We start from the raw sequence: 17446 nt of genomic DNA, 5'->3' as shown, positions 1-17446 counted from the left end.
TGATTGAGGCGAATTATTTTGGCAAACTCACCTATCAACACAAATAATTGCGCGCACACTGTAGCCGTTCTAGCTGTTCAAGGAGCTTTTCTTGAGCATCGTTTAATGCTAGAAAAGCTTGGCGCGCGCGTTATTGAGCTTCGTCAAGCGCGAGATTTGGAGCAATCTTTTGACCGCCTTGTTTTGCCTGGCGGCGAAAGCACTGTGCAAACTAAGCTTCTTAAAGAGCAAAATATGCTTGAGCCTTTGCGCGAGAAAATTGCAAACGGAATGCCTGTTCTTGGCACTTGCGCAGGGCTGATTTTGCTTGCAAAAAACGTGGAAGGAAACGAAGTTAGCGGATTTGGCACGCTAGACGTTACTGTTAAGCGCAATGCTTACGGCCGCCAGCTTGGAAGCTTCCATTGCAATTCTGATTTTGGCAATCTTGGAGCTGTTCCAATGACGTTTATTCGCGCGCCTTATATTGCGCAAGTTGACTCAAATGCCGAGGCTCTTGCAACTGTAGATGGCAACGTTGTAGCTGCTCGCCAAGGAAATCAAATCGGAACAGCTTTCCACCCAGAGCTTGATGAAGACACAAGAATACACCAGCTTTTCTTGGATTTGTAAATATCTTAGACTTGTAAATAAATGTGGCACTTAAATCACTTGTTTAAGTGCCACTTTTATTATGAAACTCTATTAATGCTCCATTAAAAAACGCTATTAAACCGCTATTTTACCTCAAAAATCGCGTATCCAAAAGCTCCAAGAGAGTGATTTTGAGCATCATAATTGTAGCTAATAATCGGCTTACAATCTGGCAAGCCACTAAACGAATCGTTAGACTCATTAAACGCATTTAAAGCCACTACAACACGCTTAGAGTCGGTTTCTCGCGCAAACACAAATTTTCCGCGCTCATCATAGTCAAGAACTCTAAAATTGCCATGACTAAAGCAATCGTTGCTTCTACGCAAGTTTATAAGTTCGCGGAACAAGTCGCGATTATCCTTTACAGGATTTACCCAAGGCATAGCCGCGCGGTAATCACACTCTTCAAAACCAACTACGCCAAGCTCGTCCCCGTAGAACACGCTTGGAGTTCCAACAGACGTAAGCAAACAAAGCTCAGCCAAACGGAATCGCTTATCCACCGCGGAAGAATCGCCAGAATCCGCGGAATTTTGCGCACACAAGCTCCTAAAGCGACTAACGTCATGACTATCAAGCAAATTCAATTGACCTTGAACAATCGGGAATGGGTATCTTAAAAGCATATCCACAAATCGACTATTAAACTCGCTCGCATTAATCTTACCAAAAGCAAAGAAATCGCGGCAAACTTTGCGGAACTCGTAGTTCATAGTGGAATCAAACATATCTCCTTGGAGCCAACGCTCAGAATTCTCCCAAATCTCCGCAATTAGCACACTATCTTTTTTAGTCTTTTTAGCAACAGCGCGGAAGGCACGCCAAAAGTCTTTATCAACCTCATTAGCAACATCCAAACGCCAACCGTCAACATCAAAATCTTCAAGCCAATAGCGGCAAACGTCCATAAAATAGTCGCGAACTTTTGGATTAGAAGTATTAAGCTTTGGCATTTTACGCTCATACGCAAAACACGTATAGCTTGGACGCCCGCCATCTTCGGGGCGCTTAACAGGGAACTTTAATCCATAGAACCAATCCTTGTATTGCGAATTTTCGCCATTTTTAACAACATCGTCAAACGCAAAGAAATACCAACTAGAATGATTAAAAACGCCGTCAATAATTATGTGCATGCCGCGATTATGAACCTCGCTAACAAGCTCCCTAAAATCGTCGTCGGTTCCTAAATTAGGGCAAACATGGTAATAGTCAAGAAGATCGTAACGGTGGTATTCTGCAGCTTTAAAAATAGGATTTAAATACAGGCAATTAAAGCCCAAATCCTCAATATAATCAAGATTTTCTATTATGCCTCTAATTGTTCCACCCAAACGAGTGTGCAAAGTTTGACCAGTTTTCTCATCAAAATAATCTTTTGCTGTGCAACTTATGCCACGCTTAGAATCTGCAAAACTATCTGGGAAAATGTTGTAAACAACAGCCTCTTTAAGCCAATGCGGAACGTCGCTAATCTCTTCGCGGCGAATAAATGGGAATTGGTATACTTCTGTACGATCTTCTGGAAAATCAGTCGCAATAGTATCGGCGTACAAATACAAGCTCTCATCCGCATCTTGCATCTCAAAGTAATAACAAACTCTATCTAAATCGCTGCTTATATTTGCTTCGTAGTAGTCAAAGTAATCGTCGCTTGCAATCTTTTCCATTTTCAGTGTGCGGAACTGATCTAACGGAGTTAAATCAACGCGATTTCCGTAGCGCAAAATGCATGAACAAAGATTATTCTTTGCCGCGCGCAAGCGAATTGTTAAGCAATACTCTGCCGTAGAATACGCGTATTGAGAAAGTGGCTTATGCAATATTGCATGACGATTTATCATTTACATTTCCTTTCTAGCCTCGCTGCCATTGTTTTCGACTTTATCACCTACTCTTCTACACCGCCACACTTTGATTATGACTCGCCGAGATAGCAAGAAAAATCGAGAATCTCGGTGATTAAAGCTAAGAAAAAGTTCTAGATATTCAGAGGGCTTGATGTATTTCTCTACGAGCAATAAAAGAGGAGCGTAGCGACGGGATTTGCGAGGAGAGAAATACTCAAACCTCGCGCAATACCAAACAAGGAGCGCGCAAAACCAAATAAGGAAAGCTTGCAATTGCACGCAACGACTTAGCATTAATGTAGTATTGCCTAAAGATGCGCATACTTAAGTTTGGCAACACACAAACGCAACGGAGGCGAATATGCTTTTAGCAGTAGACATTGGCAACACAAATATTGTGCTTGGATTCTTAGATAACGGCAAGATTGTTGGCACATATAGAATGACTACAAAAGCAAATCACACTTCCGACGAATACGGCATTATGATTACGCAATTCCTTAATTTAAGCGGTTTTAGCGTAAACGATGTTGAAGATGTTATTGTTGCTTCGGTTGTTCCAAAAGTTATGCACTCGTTCCGCGCAAGCATTGTTAAGTTTTTGCAAATCGACCCTATGATTGTAGGTCCTGGAGTAAAAACTGGCGTAAATATTAGGATTGACGAGCCACGCTCCTTGGGCGCAGACTGCTTAGCAGATTGTGTTGGCGCGTTTTACGAATACGGCGGCCCAGCATTGGTAATTGATTTTGGCACAGCTACAACTTATAACTACGTTGATAAAAGCGGAGCAATTACTTGCGGACTTATTTGCACGGGAATCAGCTCGGCTGCGGCAGCTCTATGGGATAATACTGCTCAGCTTCCAGAAGTTGAGATTTCTCGCCCTAAATCCGTTCTTGCAAAATCAACTCGTCCTGCTATGCAAGCTGGCCTCTACTACAGCTTCCTCGGAGGCATTGAGCGCACAATTGAGCAATTCAAAATAGAGATAAATGAGCCTTTTAAGGTTGTTGCTACAGGAGGCTTGGGGCGACTTTTTGAAAAAGACGTTGATGCGATTGATTACTACGATCCAAATTTGATTTTTAAAGGAATGTACGAGATTTATAGAAGAACAATCGGTTGCTAGCGACTTTTCCTTTGGATTACAAACCTAAAGAGCATAGTCTTAGCGAATAGTCTTAGCGAATAATTATCGCACAACAAAACCTTGATTATACCCGTATTCTTTTAAGTCTTTTTTCCAAAGCGCGATTCCATCTTTAAGTCGAATCTTAGGGCCAGGGTCGTCTGGAAGAACAAAATCTTTTCCGTCATCTTGCTTAATTCCAGCATCAATCATAGCTTTAGTATTTAATCGCGCTTTTGACTTTCGATTCCAATCGTAAGCTAAGCCAACTGTGGAGCGAAAATCACTACGCGAATATACTTCAAATGGCAAATACTTGTACCCCGTATACACATGCTGTGCTGCATCCGCAAAGACGCGATTAAAGCGTTGACCACCAAAGTATGGCACTTTAATTCCTCTAGAATCCAAAACAGTAGTCTTATTCAAAAATGCGCTATCTCTAAGAGTTACAACGTCTGCTGGGAATGCTCCCGAACTAACGCGTTCTTTAATGCCTTGTTGATTGTGGCAAACAAAATCAACAAAACGCATTGCAGCTTCTGGCTTCCTGCTAGATTGCAATACACTTAGCGCAGATCCGCCCATTTGCGCATTATGATTTTTGCCATCCATTGTTGGAACTCTTGCAACACGCCACAGCCCTGCTCCGCCTGGAATATCGTGCATTAAAAGCGAAGTCATCCATGCTCCAGCAAAAACGGAAGCAACATTGCCAGAACCAACAGCGCTCTTCCAAGCTGGAGTCCACGTTGTAAGCCTTGTGTCCACTAAGTCTTCGTCAATCATTAATTGCCAAAAGTTTGTAAAGTCTTTTGTTCCTTTATCTTTACTTAAACGAACAGTAACAGTTTTTCCGTCGTGCGAAGTTATAAACGGATGTCCGCCAGAAAGCCAAATCATAGCGTTGTAAAAGCTAGCATCTCCAGAATCTGCAGCAATATAAACGCCAATATTTTTTAGCTTTCTTGCTGCATGAATGTAGTCTTTCCAAGTGTGAATTTGTGTAGCATCCACACCTGCTTGGCTAAACACATCTTGATTATAAAACCACGCTAAAGGCCCTGAATCCATTGGCAAACCGTATATTCGGCCTCCTAATTGCACAGAAGACCATGATCCTTGCGTGTAAAATGTTTGAGTTCCTTGTACCCTATCTGTAATGTCTAGAAGCTGACCGCTAACAGCGTATTGTGGCAATGCATAGTACTCAATTTGAGCAACGTCTGGCATGCCGTAACCATCTTGAATAGCGCTATTAAGATTGCTATACCCACTTGTGTCTTTAACACTAACGCGAATATCTGGATTTTGCTTCTCAAAATCTGCAGCAATCCGCTTCATGCTTGGCTCCCAAGACCACACCGTGATTTTAGTTCTAGAATCAACAGATCCGCATGACGCACAAAAAACAACAGCAAAAACGCATAAAACAGCAGTTATTATGCGCCTAACAAAATAGTCAGCAATCTGCTTGCGATTTTTGAGCGGTCTTCTTGCACTCATAACACTCATTGTATTGCTATTCCACAGTTACGGATTTTGCAAGATTCCTAGGCTTATCAACGTCGTAGCCTTTAAGCTTTGCCATATTCATAGCAAAAAGTTGCAATGCTACAACATCTACAAGAGGGCTTAGCAATGTTGGGCACTTAGGGCGCCAGAACACAATATCTGCGTAACGCTCAGCGTCTGGATCGCCATCTTCTGCAACCGCAATCGTAAACGCTCCACGAGCCTTAACTTCTTCGATTCCCGATATCACTTTAGCATGTAAAACGTCTCTTCCCCTAGAAGATGGCACTATAACAACAACTGGCTCTCCCTTATCTACAAGAGCAATCGGGCCGTGCTTTAATTCTCCTGCAGCAAAACCTTCTGTAAACGTGTACGCAATCTCTTTTAGCTTTAACGCACCTTCTAGCGCCACTGGGTAACCAACGTGCCTGCCAAGGAACAAGAACGATTTTGCGTCCATTGTTCGCTTTGCAGCTTGCATTATTGAATCCGTTTGAGTGTCTAAAACGTTTTGGATTTTAGATGGCATTTCTTTAAGCTGAGACACGATTTGCTGAATCTCATCCCTGTACATTGTTCCTTTGACTTGAGCCAAATAAAGGCCAAGCATGTATGCAGCTACGATTTGTGCAACAAATGCTTTTGTAGAAGCAACTGCGATTTCCGGTCCCGCATGCGTGTAAAGTACAGCATCCGATTCTCGCGGAATACTCGAACCTTGAGTGTTGCATATTGCCAGCACGCGACTACCCTGCTCACGCGCATGCCTTAACGCCATTAACGTGTCCATTGTTTCGCCAGACTGCGAAATTGCTACAACAAGCGTTCTATGCGTTAAAATCGGGTCTCTGTACCTAAATTCGTGAGCCAGCTCCACTTCTACTGGAATACGCACCCAATGTTCAATCGCATATTTTGCAACTAATCCTGCGTAGCTTGCTGTTCCACAAGCCACAACTATTATTTTGTCGATTGATCGCAAAGCATCTTGACTAATCCTAACTTCGTCAAGAATAATATTCCCTTTTGCGTCAAATCGCCCGCGCAAAGTATCGGCTACAGCATGCGGATCTTCGTGGATTTCCTTATCCATAAAGGAATCCCATCCGCCTTTTTCTACTGCCGAAGCATCCCAGTCTACTGTAAAATAGCTAGGATCTTTAATCTCGTTTCCGTCAAAATCTGTAAGACAAAGCTGCGCTTTTTTGTTTCCTTCTATATCTCCGATTAAAACAGCTTGATCTTGACCAACTTCAAGCACTTTATCTGTGTATTGAACAAAAGCAGCAACATCGGAGCCTAGAAAATACTCGTTATTTGAAACACCTACTACAAGTGGCGAATCATGGCGAACAGCAGCAACAATATTAGGCTGTCTAACGTCCACTGCAAGTAGAGTAAAAGCTCCTTTAAGAATTTTTGCAACTCGTCTTATTGCTTCAAAAAGATCTGGCTTACCAGTTTCTTCAATTATTTGATTCGCGATTTTTCCAAGCGCTTTTGCTGCAATTTCCGTATCTGTTTGAGACGAAAACTCTATGCCTTCTTTTTGCATTTGTTCTTTAAGACTAATAGCGTTTTCAATAATACCGTTGTGAATAAGGGCGATTTTTCCGTCTGCACTAACATGAGGATGCGCGTTTAAGTCGCATGGAGCGCCATTTGTAGCCCAACGCGTGTGGCCTATTGCAACGCTCGCATCTGGCATTGGATTTTCGGCTATATCTTTTCTTAAAACAGCTAAGCGACCAGCTTTTTTGCGAACACATATAGAATCCATTCCTGGAGCAGCAAGAGCCACACCAGACGAATCATAGCCTCTGTACTCTAAGCGTTCTAATCCGTTTAAGCAAACTTCTAAAGGCTTTGCGCAAACTGTGCCAAAACCTGCGTATCCAACAATTCCACACATAATCTTCTATTCTACGTTATAAAACGTGTGTGTTTCTACATGTTTTGCAATTATGTTTTGAATTATGTTTTGCAATTACTGCTATCTGTTGCTATGAATGCTATCTGCTTTTGCTTCAAATCCTTTGCCAAAATGCTTTTCTAACATAACCTGCAAAACCATCAAAACAGACGTAATCACCAAATACCAAACACTAGCAACAATAAGAATGCGAGCTAAAAGAGGATCTGGCCCAACAGCATCGCTGTTCCACAACCACTAGAAAATCCTAGTAAAGATAGCGACCGTAAACGCAGCAACAAATCTTAGCCAACGAGATACACGAACGCCGTTCTTACTATGCGAGTTTGATTCACATGAAGAACATGCATCACTAATACCAATCAAAATAAAAAGGCTGCAGCAAACACTACAGCCATAAATTATTCATAATTTTACACAAAATACTTTAATTTTTACGTATTTACATTTATATGTTAGGCTTACAAAACGTTGTGCAGAAAATCCTTGAACCTTTCAGTTTGAGGATTATCAATAATCCCAGACGTTCCACATTCAACAACTTTTCCACCGTCCATAAACACAACTTGATCTGCAACTTCTCGAGCAAAACCAATCTCGTGAGTTACAACAATCATTGTCATACCATCGTTTGCCAAGTCGCGCATAACATTAAGCACTTCTCCAACAAGCTCTGGGTCTAGCGCAGAAGTAGGCTCATCAAAAAGCATTATTTCTGGCTTCATAGCAAGCGCGCGAGCAATAGCCACTCGCTGCTGCTGACCGCCCGAAAGTTGCGAAGGATAATGATCTACGCGATCTGCCATTCCAACACGCTCAAGCTCTTTAACAGCTAAATCGCGAGCTGCAATTTTATCCATATGCAAAACGTGAACTGGAGCTTCCATAACGTTTTCAATAGCAGTCATATGCGGAAACAGGTTAAAACGCTGGAACACCATTCCAAGCTTTGCGCGCTGCGCTGCGATTTCTTTATCGTTTAACGCTTGCAAAGCTTCTTTTCCATTACGAACAACAGTTTTTACACCAATGCGCTCGCCGTAAATGGTGATTTTTCCAGATGTGATTGTTTCAAGCTGGTTCACTAATCGCAGCAAAGTTGACTTTCCACTTCCCGAAGGACCGAGTATAACTGTTACACTTCCTGGCTTTACAGTCATATCAATTCCCTTAAGAACTTGCAAATTGCCGAAGGACTTGTGTAAATCCTCTATGACTACTGCTGGAGTATCACTTTTAGTAACATTTTGGCTTTGTGTATCAACCGTTAAAATATCAGTCATTTTTCCTCAAATCTAATAAAACTAATGGAATTTTATCATTTATAATGCACTTATTTATGCATGCATTATGCAATCAATACAACTATGCGTTAAATCCAAGCATTGTTGCATTATTGCGACCATTTACTGCATCGCTAGCAGCTTTAATGGCCTTATCTCCACGCTTTGCAGCATTCGAGTTGATTTGCTTATTGTTTACAATGTCTTTTGCTTCAAATCCTTTGCCAAAATGCTTTTCTAACATAACCTGCAAAACCATCAAAACAGACGTAATCACCAAATACCAAACACTAGCAACAATAAGAAGAGGAATCGGCTTATAAATACGATTAGCAACAGCATTAGTAGCAAACTGAAGCTCCAAAGTAAAAGGAACAGCCAAAACCAAAGACGTAGTCTTAAGCATACCAATAGTCTCATTACCCAAAGGCGGAACAATAATACGCATAGCCTGAGGCAAAACAACCCTACGCATAGTCAAAGACCTACCCATACCCAAAGCCTGAGCAGCCTCAACCTGACCAGCATCCACAGCCTCCAAGCCAGCACGAACAATCTCCGACAAATACGCAGCCTCATTAAGAGACAAACCAATAACAGCAGCATTCAAAGAAGTCATAACAACATTAGAATCAATCGAGAAAAACTCAACAGACGTAAACGGAATACCCAAACTCAACTTAGGAACAAGAACCGCAAACATACCCCAAAAAACAAGCTGCGTATAAACAGGCGTACCACGGAAAAACCAAATAAAGAACCAGCTAACACCACGCAAAACAGGATTAACACTCTTACGCATCATAGCCAAACAAACAGCCAAAACAATCGCAATAACCATAGAAAGCAAAGTCAACAACAAAGTCCAACCAATACCAGCAAGAACGTTATTGCTTATAAGATAAATTCCAACAACATCCCACTCAAAGCGCGGATTGGTGACTATAGAATAAAGCAGTGAGCATGCGATTATTGCTACGATTACGCCAGCTACGATTGGTCCAGGATTTTTAACTGGCAGAATGCGCTCGCTTCCTTGCGAATTTTGCAAAGGCTTTTTAGTTAAACTGTTAAACATACTTTCTCCATAAAGACTTTAGGTTGCAACATATGCAAATTACTAACTAGCAATCACTATATATTAAATACAAAAATTGGCGTGCGATTTTACTTATGCAGTAACTGTAAACGCACGCCAACTTTAAGATCATACTTCTGGGTTTACTTGCGCTTCCTTAATGGCAACGTTTTCAACACCCCACTTCTTTAGAATGTCTTTGTAAACGCCATTCTTCATAAGCTTATCAATTGCGGCCTTAATAAGCTTTAGCATCTTAGCATCGCCCTTCTTAACGGCTGCACCCATTGGCTCCGCATCGTTGCTGCTTTCTAGAATCTCTAGCTTTCCACTGTTCTTTATTGCAGCGTATCCAGCAACAGGAGTATCGGCATACATAACGTCTGCACGGCCAGAAAGCAAAGCTGTAGTGGCATCTGTCTGATCCTTAAAGCTTAAGATTTCTAGCGGCTTATTGTTATTCGCCTTGCATTGCTTTTTGGCTTCTTCCATAATCGGCTCGCCAACAGTGCCAGTTTCTAATGTAACTTTTTTGCCGCAAAGATTCTTTGTATCTACTTTAGTTGGGTTTCCTTTACGAACTTCAAAAGATAAGCCAGCGTTTGCGTACGTTACAAAATCAACTGACTTCATACGCTCAGCGTTTACGGTAAAGCCCGAGATTCCAACGTTATACTTGCTTCCGATTGCTGGAATAATGGAATCGAATTGCGCGTGCATAATCTTTGCTTTTAAGCCCATCAACTTTGCTAGCGCTTTAGAAAAGTCGATTTCGTAGCCGACTGGAGTTTTTCCATCTGCAGCAAAGAATTCCGCTGGAGCATAGCTCACATTTACGCCAACAGTTAGCTCGCCAGTTTTTGCAACGCTTTCTGGAACAAGCTTTTCAATCTCTTCGTCTTTTTGAACTTTGCTTACATCGTAGCTGCGTGCCACATCTGGGTCTGCTGCTTTAGAATCAGCAGGGCCGCAAGCGCATGTGCATCCAATCAATGCAAGAGTTGCAATTGCAGCAATTGGCTTAACTAGCATAAAAATCTTATTTGACTTAAGCATTTTCTTCTCCTGTTCAATCCTTCAATCTTAAAGAATAAATAACTTATAATTTACAGTGATATGCATAACTATACACGATATTGCTACTAAATTGCGATTATTAAAATACAAAAACTGAATATTCATAAATTGCCATACACGCGTATGCTGAAAAATAGCGAAAAATAACGAATTACAAATCAAAAAGCCGTATATTATTCGTAAAAATGAATAATATACGGCGTGTCGTACTGCAAAACCCGTCAATCTTTTCCGCATGCTGTAGTGTGTTTGTATCAAAAAACACCGAAATTAGGTACAAACGCACTACGGTTTTGTTTGTTTGTGTAGTGTGTTTGTATCAAAAAACGCTGAAATTCGGTACAATCGCACTACAGTTCTGCGTGTTTATGTAGTGCGTTTGTACTGAATTTGCGTCGTGTTGTGTTGTTCGCGCGCTACGCTCTAAGCGAAAAGGCAGGTCGTCGCGCAATACAGAAAATCACCTAGATTGCATATTCTTGTATCGCATAGCGCGCAACGCCTCACGCTTATCTTGTTCTTCGCGCAAAGCTTGACGCTTATCGTACTCTTTTTTGCCTCGCGCCAAAGCAATCTCAACTTTAGCGTAGCTGCCCTTAAAATAAATCCTCAAAGGCACAATCGTATAACCTTTAGCTTCAATTTGCCTAGAAAGCTTAGCAATTTGAACAGCATGAAGAAGCAGCTTACGCTTGCTTTTTGGCGCATGATTATTCCACGTCCCATTTAAGTATTCGGGAATATTCGCGCCTTCTAGCCAAATCTCACCACGCCTATCAATATTTACAAACGCTTCAGCTAAAGAAGCTCGACCTTCTCGCAAAGACTTAACTTCGGTTCCAGTAAGCGCAATACCTGCTTCGTAGCAATCTTCAATCGCATAGTCGTGATTAGCTTTCTTATTCCTTGCAACAGTTAAAGTACCATCTGAACCAGGTTTCTTATCCAAACTACACCAACCTAAATCGAGTCATACCTAAATCAAATCATAAAAATTAAAAATTAATAGTGAACGTACTCATAGTTTCCAGCATTGCTGATAGTCCTATAAGACGGGAAAGTTGCAAACCCAACACCGCCTTCGGATATAAGCACGGAGCCATCGGAATTTACACGCTCAACAACAGCAACATGGCCGTACGTAGGGTCGGACCCAGCAGCACCTCTAGAAAACACCATAACGGCACCAACGTGTGGAGTGCGATTTACAAGATAACCGAGTCTGCGCCCAGAATTTGCCCACTCTGCGCCGTTTCCCATAAATGATCCAACAGGCAAACCAAGCTGCGACCTACGCAAATATGCCCAAAGCGTGCACTGGCGAGCAGGGTATGCAGAACCTCCAGCAGTATTACCAGTATTATGTCCGTAGCAATTACCAGAACCAGCAGGGCAATTGCCAGGAACTGAGTAATTCATACCACTTGCAGCACCATTAGAAAGAGGCAACGCAGGCAAATAAGGCGCACTCCAGCCACCACCACGCATTTGTTGGCGATTAGCATTTGGATTCATGCGAGCTGCAGCAGACGCAGCCAAAGCCCTAGCTTGAGCGTCGATTTGAGACTTTAACGCAACGATTTCTGCAGCCTCACGAGCAGTACGAGACGTAAGACTGTTCTTTTGACTTTCCAACTGCTTTCTAAGAACACTTCCCTGGTCTCGCAGATTTTGCAAAGAACGCTGCTTATCTACAGCAGCTTTTGCTGCAGCTTGCGCGCTTTGCGCTTGATCTTGAGCCTGTTGCTTTAATTTTTGAATCTCATCTTCTATAGCAGCCAAACGCTGACGCCTATTCATTGAGTTGTTCAAAGTAACAGCAGCATCGTTAGCAGCATTCGCCTCACTACGAACAACAGCAGCTTCCGATTGAAGTTTTCCAACAAATTGCTCGGTAGTTGTTGAATTGGTTACCATAGCCATTACATTAGAAGCGTTTGAACCGTGGAAACTTTTTCGCGCAAGCTGAGCCACAGCAGCCTTTGCGTCGTCAAAATCTTCGCCAGTTTTTTTAATCTTTTCTTCCAAATCGCGCTTATCTTTTTGAGCAGATTGCAAACGTTGATTTGTTGATTCAACAAGACTCATTGCTTGTTGCGCTTGATCTTGAGCCTGTTGAGCTGCTCGAATCTGGTTTGGAATTTGATGCTCGTTAATATCATTAAGCTCTAAAATCTTATCTGCAAGCTGCTTACTAACTCCAGCCAATTGCTTTCTAAGAGCCGCATTACTTTGCACTTTTCTGTTGTAATCTTGCATTGTTACAGCATTCGCACGCAAAGGAGTATACGCAAGTAGAATAGTAAATGCAGAAAGCATAAGAACGCCTAGCGCAATCACGCTAGTAACAACGCGTTTAGAATAGTAAAAATAGCATCCTTTGCTTTCAAACTTTCTACCCAACTTGCTTTCCTTTCAACCTTTACAAGCACTAATGCGAATTATACATTAAAAATCTTATTAACCGTAAGCGTTTCAAACCAATCTTAAGTTTTATATCATTTATATTTATATTTAAGACAATTTACGCTTGCAAATATCGCCTCAAAGCAAACGCAGAGGCGATTATTGAAAGCAAAACAGCTCCAATAACCAACGCTGGAACAGTCATCCAAACAGTTGCTTGATTAACAAACGGCATCCAACGAACGTTTTGTGCGAGCCAATCCGTAATAAACACTTTAACAACAACACTTAGCGCGCAACCCGATAGCAAAGAGCCTATAAGAGAGGCAAACGCTCCCTCTAAAATAAACGGCATGCGAATAGTCCAATTAGAAGCACCAACAAGTCGCATAATCTCCGTCTCTTGCTTTCTAGAAGCCGCAGACATGCGAATCGTAGTGCCTGTAAGCATAATCGCTACAACAACCATAACTGCAGCAAGCACAATAGTCACAGCTGTTGCGTGATTCAAAACACTAAACACGGGGTCAAAAATCTGCCTTTGATCCACAACTTCTTCTACGCCTTCACGCCCAGAAAGAACTTCGGAAACAACTTGATATTTTGTTGGATTTGTAAGCTTTAGTCGCAAGGAATCTTGCATATCTGCAGCTGTTAAAGTGCGGCCTTGATATAAGCCATTAGGATATTGCTTAAGAAAAGTGTTCTTGTAAAACTCACTTCTGCTAACGTAAGTTATGTTTGAAACATCTGAGCCAAGTTCTTGGTTAATAATGTTTTCTAACTTTACGATTTCGCTCTTTGTTGGAGCTTTTCCAGAAGCGCAAGATGCTGACTGACTTGTACCATCTGGGCAAAGCCACGCAACCACTTCTACTTTGTCATACCAATCGCCCTTAGCTTTTGTGATTTGTGCTTGCATAAGAACAGATGCGCCTATAAACAAGAACGATATGAAGGTAACGAGCATTACCGAAATAATCATAGAAACGTTTCTGCGTAAACTAATCCACGTTTCGGAGAATATGAATCGCAATCGCATTACTCGTCTCCTTCGTTCTTAAGATTTTCGCTATTATTCACTTCTGTTTTATTCGCTTCGCTTTTATTTACTTCTGTTTTATTTATTTCTGTTTTATTCGCTTCACTATCGCTAGCTTTGCTATTAGAGCTTGTTTCATTCGACTCGTCAACGCTACTGGCATCACCCTTATCTTCTAACTTTTTTGCAGGAGGAGCAGGCGGAATCGAAAGCCCACGCCCCCAAGTCATAGTTGTTTCTAAAGGCTGAAAAACTTCGCCATATCTACCCGTTCTACCAGAATGAACTGATTGCGCAAGTCGAGCAATGCCCTCATTAGAATCAGACCCATTTTGCAAAGTTTGAGCAACAGCATCCATTGCCTTTTTTGCTTGAACTGCACGCTTTGCACGTTTAGACATAAAACGATAATTTTCTTGCGACTCATCAAAACCATTTGCATTTATAGGCGATTGACTATTAGCATTTGAGCTAGATTCGCCATTTGAACCGCCATTTGATTCGCTCTTAGAATCGCCCTTAGAATCAGCAACAGCCGCACTAATGGAGTCTCCTTCTACAGCTTGTTGAGCTTTCGACTTTTGCTCAACATCTGCGTCTGGGAAGTAAAGCGCAGAATCGTAAGAACCCTCGCGCTCATCTCGCACAATATGACCAGAATGAAGCTCCACAACGCGCTTTCGCATAGAGTTAACAATTTCCTCATTGTGCGTAGCCATAACAATCGTAGTACCCGTGCGATTAATGGCGTCCAAAACTTCCATAATTCCAAGCGAAGTTGTAGGATCCAAGTTTCCAGTAGGCTCGTCTGCAAGAAGAATTTGCGGATGATTAACGTACGCGCGAGCAATCGCAACTCGCTGAGCCTCACCACCCGAAAGCTCGTGCGGATAATTATTCTCCTTGCCAGTTAAACCAACTGTTTCCAAAACTCGCGGAACAAGCGACTTAATCGTAGAGCGGCTCGTGCCAATAACCTCTAGTGCAAAAGCCACATTTTGATACACAGTTTTATTATTAAGCAGCTTATAATCCTGAAAAATAAAGCCGAGAGTGCGTCTATACTGCGGAACCTGGCGATTTACCAGTCGTCTCAAGTCGTTGCCAGCAACGTGAATCTCGCCTTTTGTGGCTTCTTCTTCTCGCAAAAGCAAACTCAAAAGCGTTGTCTTACCAGACCCAGAAGCACCCACAAGAAACACAAAGTCGCCGCGATCAACGTCTAAAGAAATATCGTCCAAAGCAGGACGCGTGCCCTTAGGATAAATCTTCGACACATGTTCTAGCGAAATCAGAGACATATCTGCATTTTCCTTTACGAACTATTGAACGATATTCTTTACTTTTTACTATCTTATAGATTGTTTTTGATTTTAGGCGCTTTACGCTAAGTCAAAACAACCTAGACGCAATTATCCGCGCTTTGCAGCAACTCGCTGCTCGTGCCTCCATCGAATGCCAGCTTCAATGAAACCGTCAATATCTCCGTCAAAAACAGCTTGAGTTTGCGAAGTTTCGTAGCCTGTGCGCAAATCCTTTACCATCTGGTATGGGTGAAGAACGTAGGAGCGCATCTGATCTCCCCAACTTGCCTTAATATCTCCAGCAAGCTCCTTCTTTTTAGCTGCTTCTTCAGCATGCTTTAACACAAGCAAACGCGATTGCAAAACTGCCATTGCAGCGGCACGGTTCTGAATCTGACTGCGCTCATCTTGCATAGAAACAACCAAACCAGTAGGCAAATGGGTAATACGAACAGCAGAATACGTAGTATTTACGCCTTGTCCGCCAGGACCAGACGCTTGGAAAGTATCTACGCGAATGTCTGAATCTGGAATATCAATATGATCCGTAGCTTCAACAAGTGGGATTACTTCCACGGCACTAAAGCCAGTTTGACGCCTGCCTTGATTATCGAATGGAGATATACGAACCATTCTGTGAGTGCCGCCTTCTACGGAAAGACGACCATACGCGTATGGAGCATCCACTTGGAAAGTCGCAGATTTAATACCAGCTTCTTCCGCATAAGACGTGTCCATCATCTTAGTTTTGTAGCCATTTCGCTCTGCCCAGCGCAAGTACATTCTAAGAAGCATTTGCGCAAAATCAGCAGCATCCACGCCACCAGCGCCAGATCTAATAGTAACTACAGCGCTACGCGCGTCGTATTCGCCATCAAGAAGAGTTTGTACTTCCATATCGTCCAACTCGTGAGCAATAGCGCCAAGCTCCTCTTGAGCCTCGCTCATAGAATCGGCATCGCCTTCTTCTTGCCCAAGCTCAATCAAAGTTTTAGCATCTTCAATGCGCTGATCTACAGCTTGCAAACGCTTTAATTGAGACTGAGCTGCCGAAAGCTTACTCGTAACTTGCTGAGCGTGCTCAGAATCGTCCCAAAGTCCAGGCTGTGCAGCTTGCTTTTCTAAATCTGCAATCGTAGACTTAAGCGAATCAATATCTATTGCTTTAGAAATCGAAGAATACTTTGCTTCAACATCATTTAACGCTTGAGCAAAATCAAATTCCGCCATTTACTTAAAGTACCTCTTTATGTTTTATTATGTTCGTTTTACGCAATTACTATTTAACGCTATTTAACGCTTTACACAATTACTATTAAAAGTTTAGCGAACAGTCAAAATCTCTGGACCATTCTCCGTAATTGCAATCGTATGCTCGCTATGAGCGCCACGAGAACCATCAGCAGATCGAAGAGTCCAGCCATCCTTTGGATCTTGATAAATCTCGTCAGTAGTCTTTAAGAACCACGGCTCAATAGCAATAACCAAGCCTGGGCGAAGCTTGTAGCCGTGGTGAGCAGTGCCATCGTTAGGAACGTGCGGATCGCCATGCATAATATGACCAACTCCGTGGCCGCCAAACTCAAGATTTACGCTGTAACCATACTCGTGAGCAACGCATCCAACAGCTGCAGAAATATCCCCAAGACGGTTGCCAGGCTGAGCCATGTTAATGCCAGCTTCCAGCGCTTCCTCCGTGCACTTAATCAAGCGCAAATCTTCTGAATCTGCATGCTTTCCAACAACAAAGCTAATAGCAGAATCTCCAACCCATCCGTCAACGTTAATCGCTAAGTCAAGCGTTAGCAAATCGCCGTCTTTAAGGTTGTAATCAAAAGGAACGCCATGAAGAACAGCATCGTTTACAGAAGTGCAAATGTAGTGCGCAAAAGGACCAGTTCCAAAATCAGGAGCGTAATCAACATAGCAAGAAGATGCACCTTTACGGCTCACAATGCGTTGGCGAACAAAGTCATCAATCTCAAGAAGATTTGTTCCAACTTTTGTCATTGCTTGTAAATCTTTAAGAATACTACCAACGAAGCGACCCGCAGGCTTCATAGCTTCAATCTCGGATGGAGTTTTAAGTTCAATCATGATTTAAGACTAACGCGCAGGCACGAAAATAGCACAAAATATGGCGAAAATACTAGCCAATGATGTCGCTTAATACTTGTAATCTAGGCA

Annotated in this window: 14 protein-coding genes and 1 pseudogene; 2 read left to right on the top strand and 13 right to left on the bottom strand. The window is 42.3% G+C overall.

Translation table 11 applies throughout. The annotated features are described in order from the left end of the window. Positions 1-12: 12 nt before the first annotated feature. Positions 13-612 (top strand): pyridoxal 5'-phosphate synthase glutaminase subunit PdxT, encoded by a 600-nt coding sequence (gene pdxT / locus NYP67_RS03760; protein WP_172539732.1) that lies wholly within the window; start codon positions 13-15, stop codon positions 610-612. 104 nt (positions 613-716) lie between these two features. On the opposite strand, the gene NYP67_RS03755 is transcribed toward pdxT, so the two are convergent. Beyond that, on the bottom strand, positions 717-2480 hold the full coding sequence (locus NYP67_RS03755; RefSeq protein WP_102705040.1) for a glycoside hydrolase family 13 protein: 1764 nt from the start codon (positions 2478-2480) through the stop codon (positions 717-719). Positions 2481-2847: 367 nt separating this feature from the next. Here NYP67_RS03755 and NYP67_RS03750 point away from each other — a divergent pair, with 367 nt between their 5' ends. Continuing rightward, a complete protein-coding gene (locus tag NYP67_RS03750; RefSeq protein WP_101889251.1) occupies positions 2848-3618 on the top strand; it encodes a type III pantothenate kinase in 771 nt (256 codons plus the stop codon). Between the two features lie 63 nt (positions 3619-3681). Here the strand turns inward: NYP67_RS03750 and NYP67_RS03745 are convergent, their stop codons facing one another. The 12 genes and pseudogenes from NYP67_RS03745 to map all read right to left on the bottom strand — a co-directional run bounded on the left by NYP67_RS03745 (position 3682) and on the right by map (position 17356). Then, positions 3682-5124, bottom strand: coding sequence for an extracellular solute-binding protein (locus tag NYP67_RS03745; protein ID WP_102705038.1), 1443 nt, complete (start codon positions 5122-5124; stop codon positions 3682-3684). A gap of 16 nt (positions 5125-5140) precedes the next feature. Then, on the bottom strand, positions 5141-7048 hold the full coding sequence (gene glmS / locus NYP67_RS03740) for a glutamine--fructose-6-phosphate transaminase (isomerizing) (protein WP_473411191.1): 1908 nt from the start codon (positions 7046-7048) through the stop codon (positions 5141-5143). 81 nt (positions 7049-7129) lie between these two features. Then, positions 7130-7258: pseudogene (locus NYP67_RS03735) on the bottom strand (amino acid ABC transporter permease); the annotation flags it as partial. Between the two features lie 272 nt (positions 7259-7530). Further along, the gene (locus tag NYP67_RS03730; protein ID WP_004130647.1) at positions 7531-8352 is read right to left on the bottom strand and encodes an amino acid ABC transporter ATP-binding protein; all 822 of its coding nucleotides are present in this window, start codon (positions 8350-8352) and stop codon (positions 7531-7533) included. Between the two features lie 82 nt (positions 8353-8434). After that, positions 8435-9430, bottom strand: coding sequence for an amino acid ABC transporter permease (locus NYP67_RS03725; protein WP_473411190.1), 996 nt, complete (start codon positions 9428-9430; stop codon positions 8435-8437). Between the two features lie 129 nt (positions 9431-9559). Next, positions 9560-10486 (bottom strand): ABC transporter substrate-binding protein, encoded by a 927-nt coding sequence (locus tag NYP67_RS03720; RefSeq protein WP_020759049.1) that lies wholly within the window; start codon positions 10484-10486, stop codon positions 9560-9562. A gap of 481 nt (positions 10487-10967) precedes the next feature. Next, entirely contained in the window at positions 10968-11456 is a 489-nt protein-coding gene (gene smpB, locus NYP67_RS03715; RefSeq protein ID WP_473411189.1) for an SsrA-binding protein SmpB, read from the bottom strand. 53 nt (positions 11457-11509) lie between these two features. After that, a complete protein-coding gene (locus NYP67_RS03710; RefSeq protein WP_230472057.1) occupies positions 11510-12826 on the bottom strand; it encodes a CHAP domain-containing protein in 1317 nt (438 codons plus the stop codon). Between the two features lie 205 nt (positions 12827-13031). Further along, positions 13032-13955 (bottom strand): permease-like cell division protein FtsX, encoded by a 924-nt coding sequence (gene ftsX, locus NYP67_RS03705; protein WP_032839522.1) that lies wholly within the window; start codon positions 13953-13955, stop codon positions 13032-13034. Further along, on the bottom strand, positions 13955-15256 hold the full coding sequence (gene ftsE, locus NYP67_RS03700; protein ID WP_473411188.1) for a cell division ATP-binding protein FtsE: 1302 nt from the start codon (positions 15254-15256) through the stop codon (positions 13955-13957). Before ftsE ends, ftsX begins: the two co-directional genes overlap by 1 nt. Before the next feature lie 111 nt (positions 15257-15367). Beyond that, a complete protein-coding gene (gene prfB / locus NYP67_RS03695; protein WP_115793885.1) occupies positions 15368-16489 on the bottom strand; it encodes a peptide chain release factor 2 in 1122 nt (373 codons plus the stop codon). Positions 16490-16582: 93 nt separating this feature from the next. Then, entirely contained in the window at positions 16583-17356 is a 774-nt protein-coding gene (map, locus tag NYP67_RS03690) for a type I methionyl aminopeptidase (RefSeq protein ID WP_101896620.1), read from the bottom strand. Positions 17357-17446: the final 90 nt, after the last annotated feature.

This window comes from Gardnerella sp. c23Ub_4 (genome assembly GCF_055804115.1).
This window is presented reverse-complemented; position numbering and strand designations above follow the sequence as displayed.

Bases quoted from the DNA above. Each gene is read 5' to 3' on its own strand.
- NYP67_RS03750 (WP_101889251.1), top strand. From the start codon at position 2,848: ATGCTTTTAGCAGTAGACATTGGCAACACAAATATTGTGCTTGGATTC.
- NYP67_RS03730 (WP_004130647.1), bottom strand. From the start codon at position 8,352: ATGACTGATATTTTAACGGTTGATACACAAAGCCAAAATGTTACTAAA.
- NYP67_RS03720 (WP_020759049.1), bottom strand. From the start codon at position 10,486: ATGCTTAAGTCAAATAAGATTTTTATGCTAGTTAAGCCAATTGCTGCA.
- map (WP_101896620.1), bottom strand. From the start codon at position 17,356: ATGATTGAACTTAAAACTCCATCCGAGATTGAAGCTATGAAGCCTGCG.
- glmS (WP_473411191.1), bottom strand. From the start codon at position 7,048: ATGTGTGGAATTGTTGGATACGCAGGTTTTGGCACAGTTTGCGCAAAG.
- NYP67_RS03710 (WP_230472057.1), bottom strand. From the start codon at position 12,826: ATGCTTTCTGCATTTACTATTCTACTTGCGTATACTCCTTTGCGTGCG.
- NYP67_RS03745 (WP_102705038.1), bottom strand. From the start codon at position 5,124: ATGAGTGCAAGAAGACCGCTCAAAAATCGCAAGCAGATTGCTGACTAT.
- ftsX (WP_032839522.1), bottom strand. From the start codon at position 13,955: ATGCGATTGCGATTCATATTCTCCGAAACGTGGATTAGTTTACGCAGA.
- NYP67_RS03755 (WP_102705040.1), bottom strand. From the start codon at position 2,480: ATGATAAATCGTCATGCAATATTGCATAAGCCACTTTCTCAATACGCG.
- prfB (WP_115793885.1), bottom strand. From the start codon at position 16,489: ATGGCGGAATTTGATTTTGCTCAAGCGTTAAATGATGTTGAAGCAAAG.
- ftsE (WP_473411188.1), bottom strand. From the start codon at position 15,256: ATGTCTCTGATTTCGCTAGAACATGTGTCGAAGATTTATCCTAAGGGC.
- NYP67_RS03725 (WP_473411190.1), bottom strand. From the start codon at position 9,430: ATGTTTAACAGTTTAACTAAAAAGCCTTTGCAAAATTCGCAAGGAAGC.